Raw genomic sequence first — 21100 nt, forward strand, 5'->3', positions numbered from 1 at the left:
GGTGATTGGTTTAGGTGTAAACTTCCCATCTCTTGCCTAAGGAGATTTTCTAAATGCCCTTATGGGCGCACTTGGAATTCATCAATATCAAATGAACGTTTTGCAAATTCTGTTTCAGTTGCACCAGGTGCTAAAACCTTTGCTTGCAGTTTTGCACCTTGTTCTTTCAATTCATGAGATAAACCTTCTGTAAATGCACTTACATAAAATTTCGTAGCGCAATACGTAACAGCATCAGCAACAATGGTGTATCCACCGCCTGATGAAACGTTAATAAGTTGTGTGCCATCAACCATTGAATAATCTCGAACGAAAAGAGAAGAGAGTATTGTTAGTGCTTCTATATTTACATGTAACATCGTTTCAATTTTATTTAAATTTTGTTCAGCAATTGAGGCGAAATTACCAAACCCTGCGTTGTTAATCCACGTTTCAATTTGAAAGGCTTGTAGGCTTTCATAAAGCTTATAAATATTCTCCGTGATAGATAAATCAGTTCTTCGAATAACAACATCTAATTCTGGATTCATTTCGTTAATTTTTAATTTTAATCCGTCTAATTCTTCTTGTCTTCGAGCGACAAGTATTAAGTTCTTTCCACGAGATGCAAAGGCTAAAGCCGATTCATAGCCAATTCCAGAACTAGCGCCAGTAATAACAGTGTATTTCATATAAAATCCCCCTAAGTTCAAATAAATGTATTATGGTTAGATTTTATTTGTTAGAGTATACTCTAAGTCAAATGTTTTTTATCAATTTGATAAGGCTATAAAATATATGAGGATAAGCATGTGGAGGGAGTGAGAGTATGTACACAATTAGCGAGGTGGCTAAATTAATAGGAGTGAGTACACATACACTACGTTATTATGAAAAGGAAAATATATTAATTGCAAATCGCGATACAAATGGGAATCGACTTTATGAAGAGTCACATATAAAGTGGTTGCAGTTTGTCATGAAATTAAAACAAACGCAAATGCCGATAGCGAAAATAAGAGAATACGCTAGGTTATATTTAGAAGGGGAGCATACAACTGAAGCTCGTTTACAGCTCCTAGAAGATCATAGGAAATCTATTCAGATGCAAAGAGAAAACTTAGTCATTACAGAAAAGATGCTGGAGAATAAAATTATTGCATACAAAGCCTCTTTGGAAAATAAATAGAAAATATATATATGATAAAAATGGATTTAATCTCACAGTGTGTTGGCAAATAAAAAAGAGCAGCTAGCAAACGCTAACTGCTCTATTAAAGGGATCTCTCCAAGGGGGAGTGGAGAAAATATTATGTTACTAGCAGTATTGACAGATTATTAGGGAATATACAAATCGGATGAAAGAAATTTTAAAATAATCTTTCGGCATTGACAGTTCTTAAAATATTCATGTACAATATTTATGAATGACATTCAGTCATTTTTATGTGACAGGATATAATTTGCTTGGAAATGGAACAAATATAATGGTAAATGAGGATGATAGTTGTTTTATATATAAGTAGTGATGTAAAGGAATATTTTTTTAAAACAAAAATGACTGATAGTCAGTCATAAGAGGTGAGAGGTATGAAAAATAGAGCTTGGTTATATGTCATATTAACATGTATCTTCGAAATTTTTTGGGTGTTTGGTTTTAATACGGCCGATACTTGGTGGCATTGGATTATTATTTTAGGCGTTATCGCTGTTGATTTTTACTTCCTTTCTAAAGCATGTGAACATCTTGCGACAGGAACTGTATATGCTATTTTTGCCGGAGCTGGTACGGTAGGGACTTTCTTAATGGATGTATTCCTTTTTGGCGGAAGTTTCAGTGTAGGAAAGTTATTCTTTATCGTGATGGTTGTAGCTGGCGTTATCGGTTTAAAGCTAGCTGATAATAAAGAAGAAACTGTGGAAGGAGCTGCTTAAAGATGGGTTGGTTTTTCGTATTTTGTGCTGCAATTAGTGAAATAGTTGGTGTGATCGGTCTGAAAATGTATAGTAAAGATAAGACGTTAGCAAATGGCGCGATTTATATAGGTGGATTTGCTACATCCTTCGCATTCTTGTATACATCTTTCTTATTCTTACAAGTAAGTGTCGCGTATGCGGTTTGGATTGGTATTGGAACGGCAGGTGCCGTTTTATTAAACATGTTCCTGTTTGGTGAGTCGAAAAGTAAAGCACGTATCATTAGTGTGGCCCTTATTGTATGCGGAGTGACAGGATTAAAGGCTCTTTCGTAAAAATATATTGTATCTCCTAACAAGTCGTTAGGAGATTTTTATTGTAAAAAGTGCACGATAATTGACAGTACAGCTAGTTATTTTATAAAATGAGTGACAGTCATTCAATACGTGTTTGAAAGGGTTTAGATGATGAATAAAAAAGAGAAAATTGTCTATGCAGCTATTGAAGTGTTTCAGGAAAAGGGCGTTGAAAAAACGAAGATTTCTGATATCGTAAAATTAGCTGGCATTGCACAAGGAACTTTCTATTTATATTTTCCTTCTAAGTTATCTGTTATGCCTGCAATAGCAGAAGTGATGGTTGAAAAGATGATACTTGCAGTGAAAGAAAAAGTGCAAAACGATGCGCCTTTCTCAAGTAAAGTTAAGCAAGTGATAGATGCGGTATTTAACTTCATAGCTGAATATCGTGAAATACAAGCTTTAATGTATGCGGGTCTTGCATCTACAGAACATATAAAAGAATGGGAAGCTGTGTATGAGCCTCTTTATATGTGGCTAAGCGAGTTTTTAAATGAGGCGAAAGAAGCTGGTGAAATTCGTGGTTCGGTTCACGCAGAGCGAACAGCGAAGTTATTTATCGCTCTTGTTGAATCAGCAGCGGAACAAGTTTATTTATATGATCATAAAGATGAAGAGCAAGTCGAGCTACAAAAGGCAGAAGTACTAGATTTTTTAACACATGCACTACATATAAAGAAATAGTAAGATGAACCTGTCTGAAAAGGTAGGTTCATCTTTGAGGAAAACTGAATGATAGTCATTCACCTAATGCTTATGTATGTGTGGAAGGATAGTGTGAAATTCTAATGAGTGGAGGCATCTCTACTCATGATTAGCCCACAAATAGAAGGATAAAGAAAAAGCTTCTTGGGCATTATTTTTTTGAGGAACTTACGGGAAGAGGTGTTAAAAAGTGAAGAAACCGATAAAAGAACAAAAGATGGTATTGGTCATTCTTTTGAGTAATATATTTATCGCTTTTTTAGGGATTGGATTAATCATTCCGGTTATGCCGTCCTTTATGAATGACATGAGTTTAACAGGGAAGACGATGGGATATCTCGTTGCAGTGTTTGCAATGGCTCAGCTCATTACGTCACCTATTACAGGCCGGTGGGTTGACCTTTACGGTAGGAAGAAAATGATCATCATTGGATTATTTATTTTTGGTGTTTCAGAACTTCTTTTTGGATTAGGAAAAGATGTGTGGATGCTTTATGCAGCACGAGTGTTAGGCGGAATTAGTGCTGCGTTTATTATGCCTGGTGTTACGGCATATGTTGCGGATATTACCTCTATGCAAGAACGTCCAAAGGCGATGGGATATTTATCTGCGGCAATTAGTACTGGATTTATTATAGGGCCTGGAATTGGCGGATTTATTGCAGAATACGGTATACGTGTGCCATTCTTCGTTGCAGCAGCAATTGCCTTTATAGCATGTGTAATTTCGATTTTTATTTTGAAAGAGCCGTTAACGAAGGAAGAGCTTGCAGAGATTTCTGCTAATACGAAAGAATCGAGTTTTATTGGTGATTTAAAGAAATCATTACATCCAATGTATGCAATTGCATTTATTATCGTATTTGTACTCGCATTCGGATTATCAGCGTATGAAACTGTGTTTAGTCTATTTTCTGATCATAAGTTTGGGTTCACACCGAAAGATATTGCTGCAATTATTACGATTAGCTCCATCTTTGGGGTAGTTGTGCAAGTATTTATGTTTGGTAAATTGGTCGACATGTTCGGTGAAAAAGTGCTGATTCAAATATGTTTAATTGTAGGTGCAGTATTAGCGTTCGTTTCAACTGTAGTCTTTAATTATTGGATTGTACTTCTTGTTACTTGTTTTATTTTCTTAGCATTTGATTTACTTCGTCCAGCTTTAACGACGTTTTTATCAAAAGCAGCCGGAAAAGAGCAAGGATTCGTTGCTGGTATGAACTCGACTTATACGAGTTTAGGAAATATCGCAGGTCCAGCGATGGGCGGAATATTATTTGATATGAATATTCATTATCCATATGCATTTTCAGGAGTTGTTTTAATAGTTGGTCTCGGCATTACATTTATGTGGAGAGAGAAACAGCTAGCTGAAAGTTTTGCAAAGTAATAAAACCCCTTACGACGGTAAGGGGTTTTTGTTTTATCCCGCTTTAATGGGCAGTAAGACCCCCACCTCAAAATTCAGTGAAAGCAAAGAAGTTAGGTGGGGGTCGGGCTACCCATTAAAGTCCGATTGGTGAGGGCTGATAATCAGTGAGGGATGAAGAAAACCCCCACTGATTAAAATTTCACTTTATAAACTTAATCCAAATCGTTTTAATTCAATGAAAATCCCCTCTAATTGCTTTCCTTTATCCGTTAATGTGTACTCTACACGAGGCGGAACTTCTGGATATACTTTTCTCGTTATAATCCCTTGAGACTCTAGTTCTTTTAGTCGAAGCGATAATGTTTTCGGACTAATCCCGTGCATTGATTTTTGTAAATCACTAAAGCGCAATGTTCCTTCGATAAGAAGGTCGCGAATGATTAAAAACGTCCATTTTGTACGAATTACATCAAGCGTTTTAGCGATAGGACAAGGTATGCCAGGTAAACCTTTCGTTAATTCAACTGGATCTATATTGTTCATGGAACTAGCCTCCATAAAATTTTTTTGAATGAATTTGCTTTATAGTATCACAAAACTATACTTTTGGTAACTATATGAAAAAAATATCACTACTTCCATAAAGGAAGTTAGTGCATATACAATAGCAATACGAAATACAAAGGGGTTAAGATGAGGAGGAGGTGATTTTCATGGGAATAAAAAAGTTGTTTGGATTCTTTAGTTTGTTTGTTGTTTGCATTGCACTTGTAGCATGCGGCGTGGAAGAAAAAACGGAAGTCCAGTTATTAAAAGAAATGCCCAAGCCAAAAGCAATGACAATTGATCCCTCACTAAGTAAAAAAGAAGCGACAGAGATGGTTCATGCAGCGCAGCGTTTTTATGCATTTTGGGATACAGGTAAAGAGGAACTTATTCCGCAGACTGTTACTGAAAAATTTTTCGATAATACATTGCCGAAAGGGCGACCACAAGGCACGGAAGGATTAAAGTTTGCGGCACAAAACTTTCGTAAAGTTGTTCCTAATATACATTGCGAGATTGAAGATTTATTAGTCGTTGGGGATAAAGTAACAGCTCGTCTTTCTTTTACAGGCACTCATAAGGATAAGAAAATCAATTTTTTTGCAATTGATATTTTACATGTGGAAGACGGAAAGATAACGGAAGACTGGCATTTAGAAGATAATCTTACGCTGAAACAACAACTTGGGTTAATAGCTGAAGAGTAAATTATATAGGGGAGAGAAAAGCGATGAAAAATATATTCATTATAAATGGACATGAAAAATACGGTACGAAAGAAGGACGTTTAAATAGAACGTTAGTTGATTATATGGTAACGGTATTAAGTGAGAAGAACCATGTGAAAACAACAACGATTCAAGATGGTTATAGTATTAAAGAAGAACAAGAGAAGTTTTTATGGGCTGATGTTGTAATTTATCAAACGCCGATTTACTGGTTTAGTGTACCAGGGTTATTTAAAACGTATATGGATGAAGTATATGAATACGGTTTGTTCTTTAAAGGTGCTGATGAATATGGAACAGGTGGTTTATTAAAAGAGAAAGCGTATATGTTTTCTACAACTTGGAACGCACCGGAGAAAGCATTTGGAGATAAGACGAAGTTCTTTGAAGGGGAAAGTTTAGAGTCAGCGCTTAGCCACTTACACCGCGTGCAAAAGTTTCTTGGCATGAGTCCGTTAAAGAGCTTTGCTTGTTATGATGTGGTGAAGAATCCTACAATTGATACGTATTTAGAGAACTTGAAGAATCATTTAGAAGAAGTCATTCAATAATTGCAGCCATCCCCGCATTTAATGCGGGGATGGCTGTATCCATAACTTCGCGAAAATTGCCCAGCCGAATGAATCAATTGTTACGTTTTTTAAAGAAGAAGGGTATGTTTTTCTTTTTAGAACGGATCAACTTCAGCTAAATTTGGAGTAGTGTTAGGCTGTAGCAAAAGATTTTTTAGCGTTCCTACTTCAGAAAGAGCTACTAATATGTAGCCACTAATCAGTACAATAAGCCCAATGACGCGTAACGTTTGTAAGCTCACTTCATTATTATTCGTTTCTGTTGGATTTGGGGGCGTTGAAGGTGGATTGTTATTCATAAATAAGGCTCCCATCTTTTGTATTTATCCTGCGTTAACGGACAGTAAAACTCCCACCTCAAAATTTAGTTGGAGCAAAGAAGTTAGGTGGGAGTTTTACTGTCCGTTAACGTCCGATTGGTGAAGGCTGATTAAAGTTTCACTTTATATATGTGTAAAATCATTATTTAACTTATGGATAGGAATTATATAGTCATTTTCACTATATGAGAATTGCCTATGAAAAGTGATTAGAAATTTGGGGACGCAAAAAGAGGCTGTTCCAAAAAAATTAAAGATGGAGAAGTGTTACAAAAGGTTAACCAAAGTAGCTAAACAGCTATTTTGGTTAACCTATAATAACTATCCTAATATACGCAATGATTCTTCAATAAACGCTGGGATATCCTCTGGTTGTCTACTTGTTACTAGCTGATTTTGGCATACGACAACCTTTTTGTCATGAAAATGTCCACCGGCATTTTTCAAATCGACCGCAATGGATTTATATCCAGTCACATCGCGTCCTTCAAGTGTTTGTGCAGTGATGAGTAGCTGAGGTCCATGACAAATAGCGAAAACAGGTTTTTTCGCATCCATAAATGCTTTGCTAAAGCGAACAAAACGTTCATCTGCACGAAGTATATCTGGGGAAAATCCGCCTGGTATGAAGAGGGCATCAAAGTTCTCTGGAGAAACATCATCAATATTTTTATCAATCACGACTTCACTTTTTCCTTGTTTACCGTGTACCGTTTTACCTTTGTCCATTTCAATAGTTGTTAATTCATATCCCTTTTCATTAAAAGCTCCTACTGGCTCTGTGTATTCTGTGTCCTCGAAATAATCCGTTATTAAAATAGCAATTTTTTTACTCATTCTAATCCGCTCCTTACATTATATTATCGGTTTCAGAATCATCCTTGAGCAATGTCTTTTATAAAGTGAAACTTTTAATTCATATTTTTTCATTCCCTCCAGTTTCTTTGCCCTGTTACTTTAATACATACCCTTTTTATTAAGACGTAAACATGCATTATCGTTTTTGTATGTAAAAAGCATAACTATCAGTTGTTTGGATAATTCTTATTTGAGGAAGAAAAATAAAAAAGCCAAGGAGATAATTTGTTTTCTCCTTGGCTTTTAAGATGATTTTTTTTTCGTTAAAATGCGGAAATTCGTTGCTTCGTTTTTGGTATAATAATAAATTTTATCCAGAGTAACCCGATAATCATAATGATAAGGCTATGTAAAAATTGAACTGTAGCAATGAGTATAACAATTGAAAATACAATGAGTTGCATGCTTAGCAATATAAAGATTAAGCGAAGAAATTGATTCATTCGTTTTTCAGTATCAATTGGATATAATGCTACAATAATATTTCCTGAAAAATATTTCCACAGGGAACGTAGCTGCATCGAAATCATATATAGGACGATGTAGGCGATAGCACCTTTTACGTATATGTTTGGTATAAAATATAAGGCGAAGGCACCGATTACTCCTAAGCGAATATATATACCGAAATAATCATTCCCGCGTAAAAATGCGAGTGTATGTAAATAGAAGAAAGTTGCTCGCTTTTTATGTAATAAAGGTTCAATCCAATTTGTAAGCCATTTTCTTTTATTTACTTGCTTATTCAGTTGCGGAACATCGGTGAAAATGCTAGCAAATTGATAAAAACGAACGTTCATTTTTTCTTCTTGTTCAATTATGTAATCCCACGGTATTCGTTTTATAGGCTGTTTTTTCGTATATAGAAGTAGGAAAGCAAGTAGTAAGAGCAATCCGCCTAATATAAGAACATGTGCCGAGTAAAACAGCATGTAAATGATTAAGGCGTTACAAGTAATACGAATAATGAACCATATATTTTTTTCATGACTATCACGCCACATCCAATGTGTATATATATTCCAAGCTTTCATAATCATTAAAACGATAAAGATTGTACATAAGAAAGGTACCGTTACTTGTAATGATTGCAGGGCAAGTGGAACGAGAATCAAGAATGTGAATAATAATGGGAAAAGCTGAATGATGTAATTGTATAGAAGAGATTTTTTAAAATAAGATGTTAGTTTCTCTTCTAATGCAAGCAAATAGACAGCATCAGGTTTTTGAATAAATGTACGGATCGGGCATCTCGTTATAATGAATGTAAGTACAATCGTGATGAGTAGTAAAGCTATTCCTTTAGAAGGAGATGCTTTTAGAAACTGAGCATAGTAGTATGCGCCAACGCATGAAATAAAGATAAAGCTATATAGTAAACCGTTAATCATACGTGCAAAGTATGTAATGATATTTTGCATATGTTGTTGGAAGCGACTGCTCCATAGTGATTCGATTGACATGTTTTTCACCTCTTTGTTCTATTATATATGTTTTATAAAAGAAAAAACGAGCAAATTGCGTTATGCAACTTGCTCGTTTTCCTTTTCGTTATTTTTTTTCTGATCACGATTCATTAATGGATAGAAGGCAAAACCAATTACGAATAAACCAATTCCGAGAAGGAACGTTTTTATATCGGATGCACCGGTTTTAATAACCCATAGTGCATAGCAAAGTGCGATCACTGCGACTATACCATCTGTAATTCTTGCCCGCATTTCATTTTTATATGTTTCACCAGTTGCGACTAGTTTTAACTGGAAGATTGGTGAAACGAGATATGGAATGAGGTAGGCCAGTGTTGATACGGTAATAACGAATGTATAAGCTTCCGCAATAGTTCCTGATAATGTTGAGAATAAGAACACTTGCGACATAATGTTTGTTAATCGTAATGAGTAAATTGGACTTCCTTTTTTATTTGTTTTTGTGAAGAAGGAAGGGAAGAAACCTTCTTTTGCTGCTTGATACGGTACTTCTGAGCTTAATAAAATCCAGCCTAATATAGAACCGAATAGGGAAGTAAGAGCAAGTAATGCCATCAGTTTCCCACCGCCATGACCCATTGCAGCGTTTAATGCATCTGCTAATGGACGTTCAGAAGCTTGTAATTTATCAACGTGAAGTACACCCATTGTTAAAATTGTAATTCCTAAGTAAATCGCAACTGTAATAAGTAATCCTGCAACTGTTGCGCGTTTTACTGTTTTAGGAGAGGTAGCACGGTTTGATAAAAGTACTGCCGATTCAATTCCGATAAATGCCCAAAGCGTTGTAAGAGCAGCTAAGTTTACTTGTGAAAGTAGGCCGTGTGATACACCTGATTTATCGATCATCGGTGTGTACCATTGTCCAAACTTAGAAGCTTCGAATGCAAATAACGTAACGACGATGAATAAAAGGAATCCAGTTACTTTCGTTGTTGTTGCTAAGAAGTTTAGCTTTCCAGCTCCGCTTACACCGTTTGTTAATATAATATGAGTTCCCCAAAGTAAGATGGAACAAATCGTAAATGTAATTAGTTTTCCGACTTCTATGTTAAAAGAACCGATTGAAAATAGTAGTCGCGTATCTTTCATAATTGGGAAGAAGAGTGATAAATATCCCGCGAAAGACGTAATAATGGCAACGTTACTTGCCCAGTTTGCAACCCAATATCCCCATACCATACTGAAACCAGCCATTTTTTTCTTTTTTGGTGATGAGAATAAAGCATATGCATGACTTTGTGGTCCTGTCGTTAAATCAGGACGACGAATTGCTAAATTACCGAAAACAAGAGCTAGCATTAAAACACCAAACCCTGTTGTTAACCAAGCTAAAGTGACACCGAGAGGGCTTGCTGTTTGTGCCAACGTACTTGGCACCATGAAAATCCCAGCGCCAACCATGTTACCGACAACGAAAGCTGTTAGTACCCAAAAGCCCCATTTTTTTTGTTGCATAGAAAATACCTCCAAAGTTAGTATAACCAAGTCAAGCGAGGAGATATGTATGTCTTCTTAGTAGAGAAGAGAAGTCCCAAACAAAACAAAAAAAGCACGTAATTTGCCGCTACATGCTTTCTATCTTATAAGAAACCCACGACATACCTCTCGATAGCTCTCCACAAACGAAACGTTTCGTTTGTGACAGTTCTGCACTTATTAAATGCAGACCCAGCAAGCGTGCATGGTGGACACGGGCTTACTTCGGCAATCATTCCTTTCTCATTCCTTCATCAATGCCACTACATCTCCTGAAATGATACTCTTAATGACTGCAACCTCTACCTCACCGAGATACGAATGAGGATTTAAATATTAAATTAACGTCTTTAAGAGTAACAAATGAATTTTTATACGTCAATGGATATAGTAATAATCAGATTATAGAGAAGAGTATGTGATTAAAAGTGAGAGGGATTGTTATGCGATATTTGAATTTTCGTAATATAATAAATGTTATTAGGGCTAGAAGATTGAGAAGGGGATGAAGTATATGCCTGCATGTAATAAAAATTCCATAATAGGTGTACTAGATTCAGGGGTTGGGGGATTAACAGTTGCGAGTGAGATTATGCGTCAATTGCCTAAAGAGAGCATTTACTATATTGGTGATAATGATCGTTGTCCGTATGGGCCAAGAAGTGTAGAGGAGGTACAATCTTTCATATTTGAAATGGTTGAGTTCCTCAAAAAGTTTCCATTAAAAGCCCTAGTTGTAGCATGTAATACTGGTGCAGCTGCTGCATTGACTGATTTGCAAGAAGCACTTCCCATTCCGGTTATTGGCGTTATACATCCGGGAGCAAGGGCTGCAATTAAAGTGACAAAGAAAGGAAAAATCGGGGTAATTGGAACTGTAGGTACGATACAATCTAATATGTACGAAAAAGCATTACACGAGCTTGATACATATTTGGAAGTGCATAGTCATGCGTGTCCGACTTTAGCTACAGTTGTAGAAAATCAATTAGAAGATACAGCATATGTAACGCAGCAAGTGAAACAAGCTTTACTGCCATTAACGGAAGAAGATATAGATACGCTAATTCTTGGGTGTACGCATTATCCACTTTTAGAGTCCTATATAAAAAAGGAATTAGGAGAAGATGTAACGATTATTAGTTCGGCAGAAGAAACAGCGATAGAGTTAAGCACAATTTTACAACACAAAGGAATTTTGTCTGACAATCTGAATCTGAAGCATCGATTTTTTACAACAGGTTCTGTTTCATCATTTGAACATATTGCTGAGCAATGGCTAGGGTATCAAATTGCTGTAGAATGTGTGAATTTAACTATGGAAAAACAACTCGTGAACTAAACTGTATAAAAAGAAGCTGATCCAAAACTAGATCAGCTTCTACATATAAGATTAAACAAAGTTTAATACAGTTACTTTTTCACGTGTCATAGACTCAAGGCTCTTACGAATACCTTGTGCACCCATACCTGAACCTTTTACACCGATGAATGGGAAGTGGTCAGGGCCGCGCTCTGTGCGTCCGTTAATTTGAACAGAACCAGTTTCGATTTTGTTAGCAATTGCAAATGCTTTGTTAATGTCTTTTGTGAAGACACTTGCTTGTAAGCCGAACTCTGATTTGTTAGCAATTTCAATTGCTTGCTCATCTGAAGAAACACGGATGATTGGAAGGATTGGGCCAAATGGCTCTTCCCAAGCAACTTTCATTTCTTCTGTTACGTGGTCGATTAATGTTGGGTAAATTAAGTTACGCTCACGTTTGTTACCGATAACAATTGTTGCACCTTTTTCTACAGCGTCGTCAACTAAACCTTGAACGAAGTCAGCAGACTTGTCGTCGATTAATGGAACGATTGTGCTATCTTGTTCTGGAGATCCAACTGATAGTTCAGCTACTTGCGCTTTTAATAAGCTAACAAGCTCGTCTGCTACGTTTTCGTGTACAAGTACACGTTTAATAGCTGTACAACGTTGACCAGAGTAAGAGAATGCACCGCTTACGATATGGTTTGCAGCATCTTGTAAGTCAGCATCTTCACGAACGATACCAGGGTCTTTACCACCAAGTTCTAATACAAGTGGAATCATCGCAGCTTTTTTCGCTAAATGTTTACCTGTGTTTGTACCACCTGTGAACGATACCATATTGATGCCTTCGTGTTCTACTAAGTAGTCACCAATTACAGAACCGCGTCCTGTCGCTACGTTTACAAGACCTTTTGGAAGGCCAGCTTTATGAAGCGCTTCAACCATTTTAATACCGCTAATTGCACCTTGAGTCGCTGGTTTGAAAATAACAGCGTTACCCATAATTAATGCTGGTGCAAGTTTTGCAGCAGATAAGTTTACTGGGTAGTTAAATGGTGCGATTGCTAATACAACACCAAGTGGTGCGCGTTGGATGATCGCAAGTTTAGATTTCGTTCCACCAGGGAAGCTATCGCCCATCATGCTTTCTCCGTGCATATGAAGAGCTTCTTCAATTGTGTAACGAATGAAATCAGCTGTACGAACAACTTCTTTCTTCGCATCTTTATATCCTTTACCGACTTCTTTCATAATGATATCGGCAATTTCATCTTGCATATTTACGAGCTCATCAGCCCATTTATATAAATATTTTGCGCGATCTTGTAGAGAAGCTTCTGCCCATGATTTTTGAGCTTCTTTTGCAGATGCAATTGCTTCATCTACTTCTCCGCGAGTAATTGCTTGCACTTGTCCAATTACTTCGTGTAAGTATGGAGATGGAATTTCGATTGTTTCTCCTGAAGAGCTTTCTCTCCATTCTCCGTTTAAATAAAATTTGTACGTATTGCTAGTTGTCATGATTAGTCCTCCTAAAATAGCAACTTGTAAGAGTGAGTATAAGGTGATTGTAGGGTGTTTGATAACATTTTTCAAATGAAATGTTTGTGAAAACGATTTCTTATTCTTTTTTTATTTTGTATGCCCTTTCTTACAGAACATTCCCTTATTTCAAAATGATGTAGCGTATATTTTTATTCGGTGTGTAAAAAAACAATTGACAGAATACTCAATAAAGTTGTAAGATTATAAATGGAAAATAAATGAAGGGGGTGTGCGTAATGATTGTAATCGTAAATGTAATGGGCTTAGCTCTGTTAAATGGCAGAAAACATTCATATCATTACGCAACCCGTACGGCTATATAGGGCATCTTTGTCTTATAAAAAGCGTGCGTTGCGTATATCGTAACGTACGCTTTTATGCATTCCTGTGCATATCGTCAAGCGGCGGTATGCTTTTTTTTGTTTTCCATGTTACTATATAAAACTTTGGAAGGTGGAAAAATGTGATGAGATTGTATGGGTTACGAAATGTAAATGTGATGGGTCTGGATAGTGGATAAAGAAATGAGAGGGAAACGAGCACGAGAAGGGAGAGGTTACATTGTTATCAGTATTACTAAAGTTAAAATGGTTTTTTAAAGAGCATTGGAAGAGATATAGTATCGCCATTGGAGCTCTTTTAATTGTAAATATAGTTGAAGTTATTCCCCCGAAAGTGTTAGGGGTTACGATTGATAACATAAAAACAGGAACGTTATCGAATGAAGCAATTATGCAATCTATTCTTATTTTAATAGGGGTTACGATCGTTGGATACGGTCTCACTTTTGTGTGGCAACATCAATTGTTTGGAGGGGCATTCGTACTGGAGAAGACGATGCGCTCTAAATTTATGGGGCATTTACTTAAAATGACACCGACGTTTTATCAAAAGAATCGTACTGGTGATTTAATGGCGCGAGCGACAAATGATTTAAAAGCAATCGCTATGACAGCTGGTTTCGGTATATTAACGCTCGTGGATTCGAGTTTATATATGCTGACGATTGTCTTTATGATGGGATTTACAATTAGTTGGGAGCTTACATTTGCGGCACTTATACCGCTTCCGATTATGGCGTATGCGATGAATATATATGGAAAGAAATTGCATGAAAGATTTACAGTTGCGCAAGATGCGTTCGGTGATATGAACGATAAAGTATTAGAATCGATCGCTGGCGTGCGCGTTATTCGTGCATACGTACAAGAGAATGCAGATCAGGAAAGATTTCATCATTTAGGAGATGACGTCTACGAAAAAAATATGAAGGTAGCTAGAATCGATGCATTATTCCAGCCAACTGTAAAAATGCTTGTTGGTCTTAGTTATTTAATCGGTTTAGTGTATGGCGCGTATCTTGTATTTCAATCAAAGGTGACGCTTGGTGAACTCGTTTCATTTAACGTGTATTTAGGGATGATGATTTGGCCGATGTTTGCAATTGGCGAATTAATCAATGTTATGCAACGAGGAAATGCATCATTAGACCGTGTGAATGAAACGTTAGCGTATGAACCAGATGTAAAGGATCCGAAAAATCCAAAGCTTGTACAAGAGCCGGATTATATTCAGTTTGATGACGTTACCTTTTCATATCCTTCATCAACTGAAACAAATTTAAAAAAGGTTTCATTTACATTAAAACAAGGGGAAACGCTTGGGGTTGTTGGAAAAACAGGAAGTGGAAAAACGACACTTGTACGTCAGCTTCTTCGTCAATATCCACTTGGAGATGGGGATATTGCAGTCTCTGATGTGACGTTAGATAACATAACGAATGAAAATGTACTCGGGTGGATTGGGTATGTACCTCAGGAACATATTTTGTTCTCAAAAACAGCGAGGGAAAATATTTTATTCGGGAACCGAGAAGCGACGGAAGAAGAACTCGAGAAAGCGATTGAAATTGCGGCGTTTACAAAGGATTTAGAGTTTTTACCAGAAGGGTTAGAAACGCTCGTTGGAGAGAAGGGTGTTTCTTTATCGGGAGGGCAAAAACAAAGGATCTCGATTGCGCGAGCTGTGATTCAAAATCCAGAAATTTTAATTTTGGACGATTCGTTATCAGCTGTGGATGCTCGTACGGAAGCAGCGATTATTGAAAATATAAGAACAGAAAGAAGCGGAAAGACGACGATTATTACGACGCACCGTTTATCAGCCGTACAACATGCAGATTGGATTCTCGTTATGGATGAAGGTGGAGTAATGGAAGAGGGTACGCATGATCAGCTTATTAAAAGCGGGGGCTGGTATGCTGAGCAGTTTGAAAGACAACAAGGAGAAAATGAAAGTGAAAGTGCGGATAGTGGGGTGAAAATATGAGCGTTTCAAAACGATTGTTTCAATATGCGATGAAAGTGAAAGGGACGATTTTTGCAGCGATGCTAATGTTATTTATTTTTGTCATCGCAGAGCTTGCTGGTCCTTTCGTCGCGAAAACGATGATTGACGATCATATCGTTGGAATAGAGAAACCTTGGTATGAAACAGAAAAGAGTGAAGAGGCTGTTTTGTATAATGGTACCTTTTATAAGCGAAGTGATCGCTTTGAACAAGGTGAGAAAAAAGGAAAAGAAGTACGCGTGATGCAAGTCGGTTTTCAATATTACTTTGTGCCGAATAAAGTGAATGCTGAAGGATCACGTACTGTAAAAGGTGATATGATTACCGTTCAAAATGGTAAGGCGGTGCAAGTGTATAAAGCGAAAGCATTAACGAAAGAAGAAGTGTTTGCGTTTTATAAACCAGAAATAAACCGTCTATTATTACTTGGTGGTGGGTATTTCGCTTTATTAGTAGTCGTTTCATTATTTGCATACGGAAAGCAATTTTTCTTACAGAAGGCAGCGAACAAAATTATTCAAATTATGAGGGAAGATGTCTTTTCTCATATTCAAACGTTGCCAATTCGGTATTTCGATCATTTACCAGCAGGGAAAATTGTATCGCGTGTCACGAATGATACGGAAGCTATTCGGGATTTATACGTAACGGTGCTTGCGACATTCGTTTCTAGTATCATTTATATTATCGGGATATTCGCTGCGCTATTTTTACTCGATGTAAAATTGGCGACGTTATGTTTACTTATCATCCCGATTTTAATCGTTTGGGCAATTCTTTATAGAAAGTACGCGTCTGTATACAATCATAAAATGCGTTCGCGTTTATCTGATATTAACGGAACAGTGAATGAATCCATTCAAGGAATGCCAATTATCCAAGCGTTCCGTCAAGAGCGTGAAACGAAAAAAGAGTTTGAAGAATTAAATGGTGATTATTTTAAGTATCAAAATAAAATTTTGAATTTAAATGCAGCAACTTCGCATAACTTAGTGTCTGTATTAAGAAATATCGCTTTCACAGGTGTGATTTGGTATTTCGGTGGAGCTTCATTAAGTGCTTCAGGCGTCATTTCGCTAGGGATACTGTATGCGTTTGTTGATTATTTAACACGATTGTTCTCACCGATTACAAATATGGTAAATCAACTCGCTAACTTAGAACAATCGCGCGTTGCATCAGAACGTGTTTTTGAATTGTTAGAGGAAAAAGGGGAAACGGTAGAAGAGGAGCGTATGCCTCGCTTACAAGGAAATGTGAAGTTTGATAATGTGTCGTTTTCTTATAATGGAAAAGATGAAGTGTTAAAAAATATTTCTTTTGAAGCGAAACAAGGCGAGACAGTAGCGCTTGTCGGTCATACTGGATCAGGAAAAAGTTCCATTATGAATGTACTCTTTCAGTTTTATGAGTTTGAAAAAGGGAAGCTTACGATTGACGGTCACGATGTAAAAGAGATGCCGAAACAAGCAACTCGTGAACATATGGGAATCGTACTGCAAGATCCGTTTTTATTTAGTGGGACAGTAGCATCTAATGTTAGCTTAGAGAACGAAAAAATTTCAAAAGAACGCATCGTAAAAGCATTACGTGATGTTGGTGCTGAAAGATTTGCGAACAATATAAATGAAGAAATTACGGAGAAAGGAAGTACACTTTCAACCGGAGAACGTCAGCTTATATCGTTTGCTAGGGCACTTGCTTTTGATCCAGCCATTTTAATTTTAGATGAAGCGACATCTAGTATTGATACAGAGACAGAAGCGATGATTCAACAAGCGCTAGAAGTTGTGAAAAAAGGGAGAACGACATTTATTATTGCTCACCGACTTTCAACAATTAAAAGCGCAGATCAAATTATTGTGCTTGATAGAGGAACGATTTTAGAAAAAGGCTCTCATGATGAGCTCATGAAAAAGCGCGGGCGTTATTACGATATGTACAAAACGCAAATGGAAGGAAACCAGAGCGCTTAATAGGTGTGGAGGAGAACTTGTGATTTTCACAAGTTCTTTTTTTAGTGAATCAGGGTAGTTAAATAAGAAGTATTGTTTTACCTTTTTCTTTATAAATGCTATATTAAAAAATGTTACTTATTTTTTGTATGTAGCGTTATTTTCCCCTTTTGTTTGATTATGAAGAAAAGGGATAAACTAAATAAGAACATTTTCATTGAAAAATTGTTCAAGATTGCATACAATCAATATAGTTTTTAAATTCCTATCAGAATACTTGGAGGATTACCATCATGAAAAAATTATTTTCAGTACTTGCAGTAACTACATTAGCGATCGGGATTGTAGCGGGCTGCGGTAAAGAAGAGAAAAAAGATACAGCTAGTCAAGATGCGTTACAAAAGATAAAACAAAGTGGTGAACTTGTAATTGGAACAGAAGGTACATATCCACCGTTCACATTCCACGATTCAAGCAATAAATTAACTGGATTTGATGTTGAATTAGCAGAAGAAGTTTCAAAACGTTTAGGGGTAAAACCTGTGTTTAAAGAAACACAATGGGATAGCTTACTTGCTGGTCTAGATGCAAAACGTTTCGACATGGTTGCAAATGAAGTTGGTATTCGTGAAGATCGCCAAAAGAAATATGATTTCTCTAGCCCATACGTTTCATCTTCAGCGGTATTAGTTATTGCAAAAGATAAAGATAAACCTGCTACTTTTGCTGATGTAAAAGGATTAAAAGCAGCACAATCTTTAACAAGTAACTATGCAGATATTGCTAAGAAAAATGGCGCAGAAATTACGAATGTAGAAGGCTTTAGCCAAGCAGCAGAATTATTAAACACTGGCCGCGTTGATTTCACAATTAATGATAAATTATCAGTGTTAAACTACTTAGAAACGAAAAAAGATGCAAAAATTAAAATTGTAGATACAGAAAAAGAAGCGTCACAAAGTGGATTCTTATTCCGTAAAGGTAGCGACAAGCTAGTACAAGAAGTAAATAAAGCGTTAGAAGATATGAAAAAAGACGGTACGTATGACAAAATAGCGAAAAAATGGTTCGGTGAAAATGTATCTAAGTAGTGCGTTGGTTTCAGATCGATTGTCTACTTGGATAGATATTATGCAGTCTTCCTTCATGCCTATGCTGAAGGAAGCTGTGTTTACGACAATTCCATTAACGCTTATTACATTTATTATCGGGATTATACTTGCGACGTTAACGGCGCTTGCACGTATTTCAGGTAGTCGTATTTTACAATGGATTGCTCGTATCTATGTATCTATCATTCGCGGAACGCCACTTCTTGTACAGTTATTTATTATTTTCTATGGTCTTCCAACTCTTAATATTGAAGTTGAGCCATATACAGCAGCAGTTATTGGATTTTCATTAAATGTCGGTGCGTATGCATCTGAAATTATTCGTGCTTCAATTCTTTCCATTCCGAAAGGGCAGTGGGAAGCAGCTTATACAATTGGAATGACGTATCCGCAAGCGCTAAAACGAGTTATTTTACCGCAAGCGACACGCGTATCCATTCCGCCGCTTTCGAATACATTTATTAGTTTAGTGAAGGATACTTCATTAGCATCGTTAATTTTAGTAACAGAAATGTTCCGAAAAGCGCAGGAAATTGCGGCAATGAACTACGAGTTTTTAATTGTTTATTTCGAAGCAGGTCTAATTTATTGGGCAATTTGCTTCTTATTATCTATCGTGCAACAAATATTAGAAAAACGTTCAGAACGTTACACTCTAAAATAACCCTTTCATAAAAGGAGTTTTTGTTTTTATGATTTCAATTCAACATTTACAAAAAAGTTTCGGAGATAATACCGTACTAAAGCATATAGATTTATCAGTTGAGAAGGGAGAAGTTGTTGTTATTATCGGACCATCTGGATCTGGTAAAACGACATTCTTACGTTGTCTCAACGTGCTAGAAACGCCGAATGCTGGTAGTATTCGTGTCGGTAATAAAGAGCTCGACTTCTCTCAAAAAGTATCGAAGAAAGATATTGTTAACCTTCGTACACAAACAGGTATGGTATTCCAACACCATAATCTATTTCCGCATTTAACAGCACTTCAAAATGTCATGGAAGGGCTCGTTACAGTGAAAAAGATGGGGAAAGAAGATGCGAAGAAGAAAGCAAACTATTTCCTTGAAAAAGTTGGTCTTGCGGATAAAGTAGACTTATATCCGTTCCAATTATCAGGCGGACAACAACAGCGCGTTGGAATTGCTCGCGCGCTTGCGATGGAGCCGGAAGTGTTACTATTTGATGAGCCAACGTCAGCACTCGATCCTGAACTCGTTCAAGAAGTTCTGAAAGTAATGAAAGAACTTGCGAAAGAAGGCATGACGATGGTGATTGTAACGCACGAAATGCGCTTTGCACATCAAATTGCGAACCGCGTTATTTTCATGGATGGCGGTGTCGTTGTCGAACAAGGTACACCAGAAGATGTATTTACAAATCCAAAAGAAGAACGCACGAAGAAGTTTTTACAAATGTTGCAATAAAGTGAAACTTTAATCAGTGGGGGTTTTCTTCATCCCCCACTGATTATCAGCCCTCACCAATCGGACTTTTATGGGCAGTTGATTCCCCGCCTAACTTCTTCGCTTTCGCTGAATTTTGAGGTGGGGGTCTTACTGCCCATTAAAGCGGGATAAACTAAGGAAGGTCTCAAGGCATATGCCTTGAGACCTTTTTGCCATATATATTTATTTTTGGAATCCGCCAAGGCTTTGCTCAGCCATTGCAACTAGACGTTTTGTAATTTCTCCACCAACTGAACCGTTAGCGCGAGCCGTAGAATCTGCTCCTAATTGTACACCAAATTCTTGAGCGATTTCGTACTTCATTTGATCGATTGCTGCTGTTGCACCTGGTACTACTAATTGATTGTAAGAACTTTGGTTTGCCATAGGAATATATCCTCCTTAGAGTTATAAAAATTTTTTTTGGTTGGACTAGCTGGATTTGAACCAGATTATCGCCCCGTTTGGCGCTAATCCATCGGTAATTAAGTTTGTACTCATAGTATGGATGTTACCTAGAAAGATATACGAAATAATAATTTGTAAATTTTGTAAAAAAATCTTAGTGGTTTCGTAAATTATGAAATAAGAGTAATCGTTGTATTTTTTAGAAAGAAGGCTAAACTAAGAGCGATTTGAAATATGTTTTTTTATCCCGCTAGTTGGGGGCAAATCATTCACTTCTTATTTATGACTTACTACATGTATAGTTCTATTTTGAGTAGGGGTAGGATAGAACGCTCCTATGCACGGCTAGATGCTCTCTTCAATCAACTTGTAAATGATAACGTATGGAGGAATCGTGATGGGAATTTGCCCGCTTTGCAACGCATTAGAATTACAAACATATTCTTGTCAAAATTGCGAAGGTATACTCCAAGATTATGGGAAAACTGTAGATTACATAGACGATTATAGTGCGTATATGGATCAAGAATTATTAAGTGCAGTAGATGGTTTAACACATAGTAATTCACAAGAATACTGCAATCATGTTTTTTATTGCGGGATGTGTAACGTGGAAACAGAAGTTGTAGTGAAACTTGTGTAA

21 protein-coding genes, 1 pseudogene and 1 riboswitch are annotated in these 21100 nt (G+C 36.8%); of the genes and pseudogenes, 14 read left to right on the plus strand and 8 right to left on the minus strand.

Features of this window, described 5'->3' with window-relative positions; translation table 11 throughout:
* Nucleotides 1-71: 71 nt before the first annotated feature.
* Nucleotides 72-671: pseudogene (locus PDL00_RS31875) on the minus strand (SDR family NAD(P)-dependent oxidoreductase); the annotation flags it as partial.
* Between the two features lie 137 nt (nucleotides 672-808).
* Between PDL00_RS31875 and PDL00_RS31880 the strand changes: the two are divergent.
* From PDL00_RS31880 to PDL00_RS31900, 5 genes are all read left to right on the plus strand, one after another.
* Complete coding sequence (locus PDL00_RS31880; RefSeq protein WP_061677862.1) at nucleotides 809-1168, plus strand: MerR family transcriptional regulator; 360 nt, start codon at nucleotides 809-811, stop codon at nucleotides 1166-1168.
* A gap of 401 nt (nucleotides 1169-1569) precedes the next feature.
* Nucleotides 1570-1914: a DMT family transporter gene (locus PDL00_RS31885; protein ID WP_064473857.1), complete on the plus strand. Its 345-nt coding sequence runs from the start codon at nucleotides 1570-1572 to the stop codon at nucleotides 1912-1914.
* 2 nt (nucleotides 1915-1916) lie between these two features.
* Nucleotides 1917-2231, plus strand: a complete 315-nt coding sequence (locus PDL00_RS31890; protein WP_000539670.1) for a DMT family transporter — start codon at nucleotides 1917-1919, stop codon at nucleotides 2229-2231.
* Between the two features lie 129 nt (nucleotides 2232-2360).
* The gene (locus PDL00_RS31895; protein WP_242253689.1) at nucleotides 2361-2939 is read left to right on the plus strand and encodes a TetR family transcriptional regulator; all 579 of its coding nucleotides are present in this window, start codon (nucleotides 2361-2363) and stop codon (nucleotides 2937-2939) included.
* 211 nt (nucleotides 2940-3150) lie between these two features.
* The gene (locus PDL00_RS31900; protein WP_048545666.1) at nucleotides 3151-4353 is read left to right on the plus strand and encodes an MFS transporter; all 1203 of its coding nucleotides are present in this window, start codon (nucleotides 3151-3153) and stop codon (nucleotides 4351-4353) included.
* Between the two features lie 186 nt (nucleotides 4354-4539).
* Here PDL00_RS31900 and PDL00_RS31905 read toward each other — a convergent pair whose 3' ends face one another.
* Complete coding sequence (locus PDL00_RS31905; protein ID WP_270733556.1) at nucleotides 4540-4878, minus strand: winged helix-turn-helix transcriptional regulator; 339 nt, start codon at nucleotides 4876-4878, stop codon at nucleotides 4540-4542.
* 170 nt (nucleotides 4879-5048) lie between these two features.
* On the opposite strand from PDL00_RS31905, the gene PDL00_RS31910 reads away from it, so the two are divergent.
* The gene (locus PDL00_RS31910; protein WP_270733558.1) at nucleotides 5049-5588 is read left to right on the plus strand and encodes an ester cyclase; all 540 of its coding nucleotides are present in this window, start codon (nucleotides 5049-5051) and stop codon (nucleotides 5586-5588) included.
* 23 nt (nucleotides 5589-5611) lie between these two features.
* Nucleotides 5612-6160, plus strand: coding sequence for an NAD(P)H-dependent oxidoreductase (locus tag PDL00_RS31915; protein ID WP_270733559.1), 549 nt, complete (start codon nucleotides 5612-5614; stop codon nucleotides 6158-6160).
* Nucleotides 6161-6276: 116 nt separating this feature from the next.
* Here PDL00_RS31915 and PDL00_RS31920 read toward each other — a convergent pair whose 3' ends face one another.
* The 4 genes from PDL00_RS31920 to PDL00_RS31935 all read right to left on the minus strand — a co-directional run bounded on the left by PDL00_RS31920 (nucleotide 6277) and on the right by PDL00_RS31935 (nucleotide 10307).
* Nucleotides 6277-6480 (minus strand): hypothetical protein, encoded by a 204-nt coding sequence (locus tag PDL00_RS31920; RefSeq protein WP_001063863.1) that lies wholly within the window; start codon nucleotides 6478-6480, stop codon nucleotides 6277-6279.
* Nucleotides 6481-6822: 342 nt separating this feature from the next.
* Nucleotides 6823-7338: a type 1 glutamine amidotransferase domain-containing protein gene (locus PDL00_RS31925; protein ID WP_270733560.1), complete on the minus strand. Its 516-nt coding sequence runs from the start codon at nucleotides 7336-7338 to the stop codon at nucleotides 6823-6825.
* Nucleotides 7339-7622: 284 nt separating this feature from the next.
* On the minus strand, nucleotides 7623-8822 hold the full coding sequence (locus PDL00_RS31930; RefSeq protein ID WP_270733562.1) for an ABC transporter permease: 1200 nt from the start codon (nucleotides 8820-8822) through the stop codon (nucleotides 7623-7625).
* 60 nt (nucleotides 8823-8882) lie between these two features.
* Entirely contained in the window at nucleotides 8883-10307 is a 1425-nt protein-coding gene (locus PDL00_RS31935; protein WP_242253671.1) for an amino acid permease, read from the minus strand.
* Nucleotides 10308-10453: 146 nt separating this feature from the next.
* Nucleotides 10454-10641, minus strand: a riboswitch (Lysine riboswitch).
* Nucleotides 10642-10842: 201 nt separating this feature from the next.
* On the opposite strand from PDL00_RS31935, the gene racE reads away from it, so the two are divergent.
* On the plus strand, nucleotides 10843-11670 hold the full coding sequence (gene racE / locus PDL00_RS31940) for a glutamate racemase (protein ID WP_270733564.1): 828 nt from the start codon (nucleotides 10843-10845) through the stop codon (nucleotides 11668-11670).
* 51 nt (nucleotides 11671-11721) lie between these two features.
* Here the strand turns inward: racE and gapN are convergent, their stop codons facing one another.
* Complete coding sequence (gapN, locus tag PDL00_RS31945; RefSeq protein ID WP_000213624.1) at nucleotides 11722-13161, minus strand: NADP-dependent glyceraldehyde-3-phosphate dehydrogenase; 1440 nt, start codon at nucleotides 13159-13161, stop codon at nucleotides 11722-11724.
* 585 nt (nucleotides 13162-13746) lie between these two features.
* On the opposite strand from gapN, the gene PDL00_RS31950 reads away from it, so the two are divergent.
* From PDL00_RS31950 to PDL00_RS31970, 5 genes are all read left to right on the plus strand, one after another.
* Nucleotides 13747-15513 carry an ABC transporter ATP-binding protein gene (locus tag PDL00_RS31950; protein WP_242253670.1) on the plus strand — a complete coding sequence of 589 codons (1767 nt, stop codon included), beginning with the start codon at nucleotides 13747-13749 and terminating at the stop codon, nucleotides 15511-15513.
* The gene (locus PDL00_RS31955) at nucleotides 15510-17510 is read left to right on the plus strand and encodes an ABC transporter ATP-binding protein (RefSeq protein ID WP_270733567.1); all 2001 of its coding nucleotides are present in this window, start codon (nucleotides 15510-15512) and stop codon (nucleotides 17508-17510) included. Before PDL00_RS31950 ends, PDL00_RS31955 begins: the two co-directional genes overlap by 4 nt.
* Before the next feature lie 272 nt (nucleotides 17511-17782).
* A complete protein-coding gene (locus tag PDL00_RS31960) occupies nucleotides 17783-18580 on the plus strand; it encodes an amino acid ABC transporter substrate-binding protein (RefSeq protein WP_000732853.1) in 798 nt (265 codons plus the stop codon).
* On the plus strand, nucleotides 18567-19265 hold the full coding sequence (locus PDL00_RS31965; RefSeq protein ID WP_033657688.1) for an amino acid ABC transporter permease: 699 nt from the start codon (nucleotides 18567-18569) through the stop codon (nucleotides 19263-19265). Before PDL00_RS31960 ends, PDL00_RS31965 begins: the two co-directional genes overlap by 14 nt.
* 28 nt (nucleotides 19266-19293) lie before the next feature.
* On the plus strand, nucleotides 19294-20028 hold the full coding sequence (locus PDL00_RS31970; protein ID WP_242253666.1) for an amino acid ABC transporter ATP-binding protein: 735 nt from the start codon (nucleotides 19294-19296) through the stop codon (nucleotides 20026-20028).
* A 204-nt stretch (nucleotides 20029-20232) separates the two neighbouring features.
* Here the strand turns inward: PDL00_RS31970 and sasP are convergent, their stop codons facing one another.
* The gene (gene sasP, locus PDL00_RS31975; RefSeq protein WP_000013349.1) at nucleotides 20233-20436 is read right to left on the minus strand and encodes a small acid-soluble spore protein, SasP family; all 204 of its coding nucleotides are present in this window, start codon (nucleotides 20434-20436) and stop codon (nucleotides 20233-20235) included.
* Nucleotides 20437-20854: 418 nt separating this feature from the next.
* Between sasP and PDL00_RS31980 the strand changes: the two genes are divergently transcribed.
* Nucleotides 20855-21100 carry a hypothetical protein gene (locus PDL00_RS31980; RefSeq protein WP_270733572.1) on the plus strand — a complete coding sequence of 82 codons (246 nt, stop codon included), beginning with the start codon at nucleotides 20855-20857 and terminating at the stop codon, nucleotides 21098-21100.

It is taken from the genome of Bacillus cereus group sp. TH152-1LC (assembly GCF_027710505.1).
Taxonomy (GTDB): Bacteria; Bacillota; Bacilli; order Bacillales; family Bacillaceae_G; genus Bacillus_A; species Bacillus_A mobilis.

Excerpts from the sequence above, each read along its gene's own strand:
- PDL00_RS31880 (WP_061677862.1), top strand. The coding sequence starts at position 809 with ATGTACACAATTAGCGAGGTGGCTAAATTAATAGGAGTGAGTACACAT.
- PDL00_RS31885 (WP_064473857.1), top strand. The coding sequence starts at position 1,570 with ATGAAAAATAGAGCTTGGTTATATGTCATATTAACATGTATCTTCGAA.
- PDL00_RS31890 (WP_000539670.1), top strand. The coding sequence starts at position 1,917 with ATGGGTTGGTTTTTCGTATTTTGTGCTGCAATTAGTGAAATAGTTGGT.
- PDL00_RS31895 (WP_242253689.1), top strand. The coding sequence starts at position 2,361 with ATGATGAATAAAAAAGAGAAAATTGTCTATGCAGCTATTGAAGTGTTT.
- PDL00_RS31905 (WP_270733556.1), bottom strand. The coding sequence starts at position 4,878 with ATGAACAATATAGATCCAGTTGAATTAACGAAAGGTTTACCTGGCATA.
- PDL00_RS31910 (WP_270733558.1), top strand. The coding sequence starts at position 5,049 with ATGGGAATAAAAAAGTTGTTTGGATTCTTTAGTTTGTTTGTTGTTTGC.
- PDL00_RS31915 (WP_270733559.1), top strand. The coding sequence starts at position 5,612 with ATGAAAAATATATTCATTATAAATGGACATGAAAAATACGGTACGAAA.
- PDL00_RS31920 (WP_001063863.1), bottom strand. The coding sequence starts at position 6,480 with ATGAATAACAATCCACCTTCAACGCCCCCAAATCCAACAGAAACGAAT.
- PDL00_RS31925 (WP_270733560.1), bottom strand. The coding sequence starts at position 7,338 with ATGAGTAAAAAAATTGCTATTTTAATAACGGATTATTTCGAGGACACA.
- PDL00_RS31930 (WP_270733562.1), bottom strand. The coding sequence starts at position 8,822 with ATGTCAATCGAATCACTATGGAGCAGTCGCTTCCAACAACATATGCAA.
- PDL00_RS31935 (WP_242253671.1), bottom strand. The coding sequence starts at position 10,307 with ATGCAACAAAAAAAATGGGGCTTTTGGGTACTAACAGCTTTCGTTGTC.
- racE (WP_270733564.1), top strand. The coding sequence starts at position 10,843 with ATGCCTGCATGTAATAAAAATTCCATAATAGGTGTACTAGATTCAGGG.
- gapN (WP_000213624.1), bottom strand. The coding sequence starts at position 13,161 with ATGACAACTAGCAATACGTACAAATTTTATTTAAACGGAGAATGGAGA.
- PDL00_RS31955 (WP_270733567.1), top strand. The coding sequence starts at position 15,510 with ATGAGCGTTTCAAAACGATTGTTTCAATATGCGATGAAAGTGAAAGGG.
- PDL00_RS31960 (WP_000732853.1), top strand. The coding sequence starts at position 17,783 with ATGAAAAAATTATTTTCAGTACTTGCAGTAACTACATTAGCGATCGGG.
- PDL00_RS31965 (WP_033657688.1), top strand. The coding sequence starts at position 18,567 with ATGTATCTAAGTAGTGCGTTGGTTTCAGATCGATTGTCTACTTGGATA.
- PDL00_RS31970 (WP_242253666.1), top strand. The coding sequence starts at position 19,294 with ATGATTTCAATTCAACATTTACAAAAAAGTTTCGGAGATAATACCGTA.
- sasP (WP_000013349.1), bottom strand. The coding sequence starts at position 20,436 with ATGGCAAACCAAAGTTCTTACAATCAATTAGTAGTACCAGGTGCAACA.
- PDL00_RS31980 (WP_270733572.1), top strand. The coding sequence starts at position 20,855 with ATGGGAATTTGCCCGCTTTGCAACGCATTAGAATTACAAACATATTCT.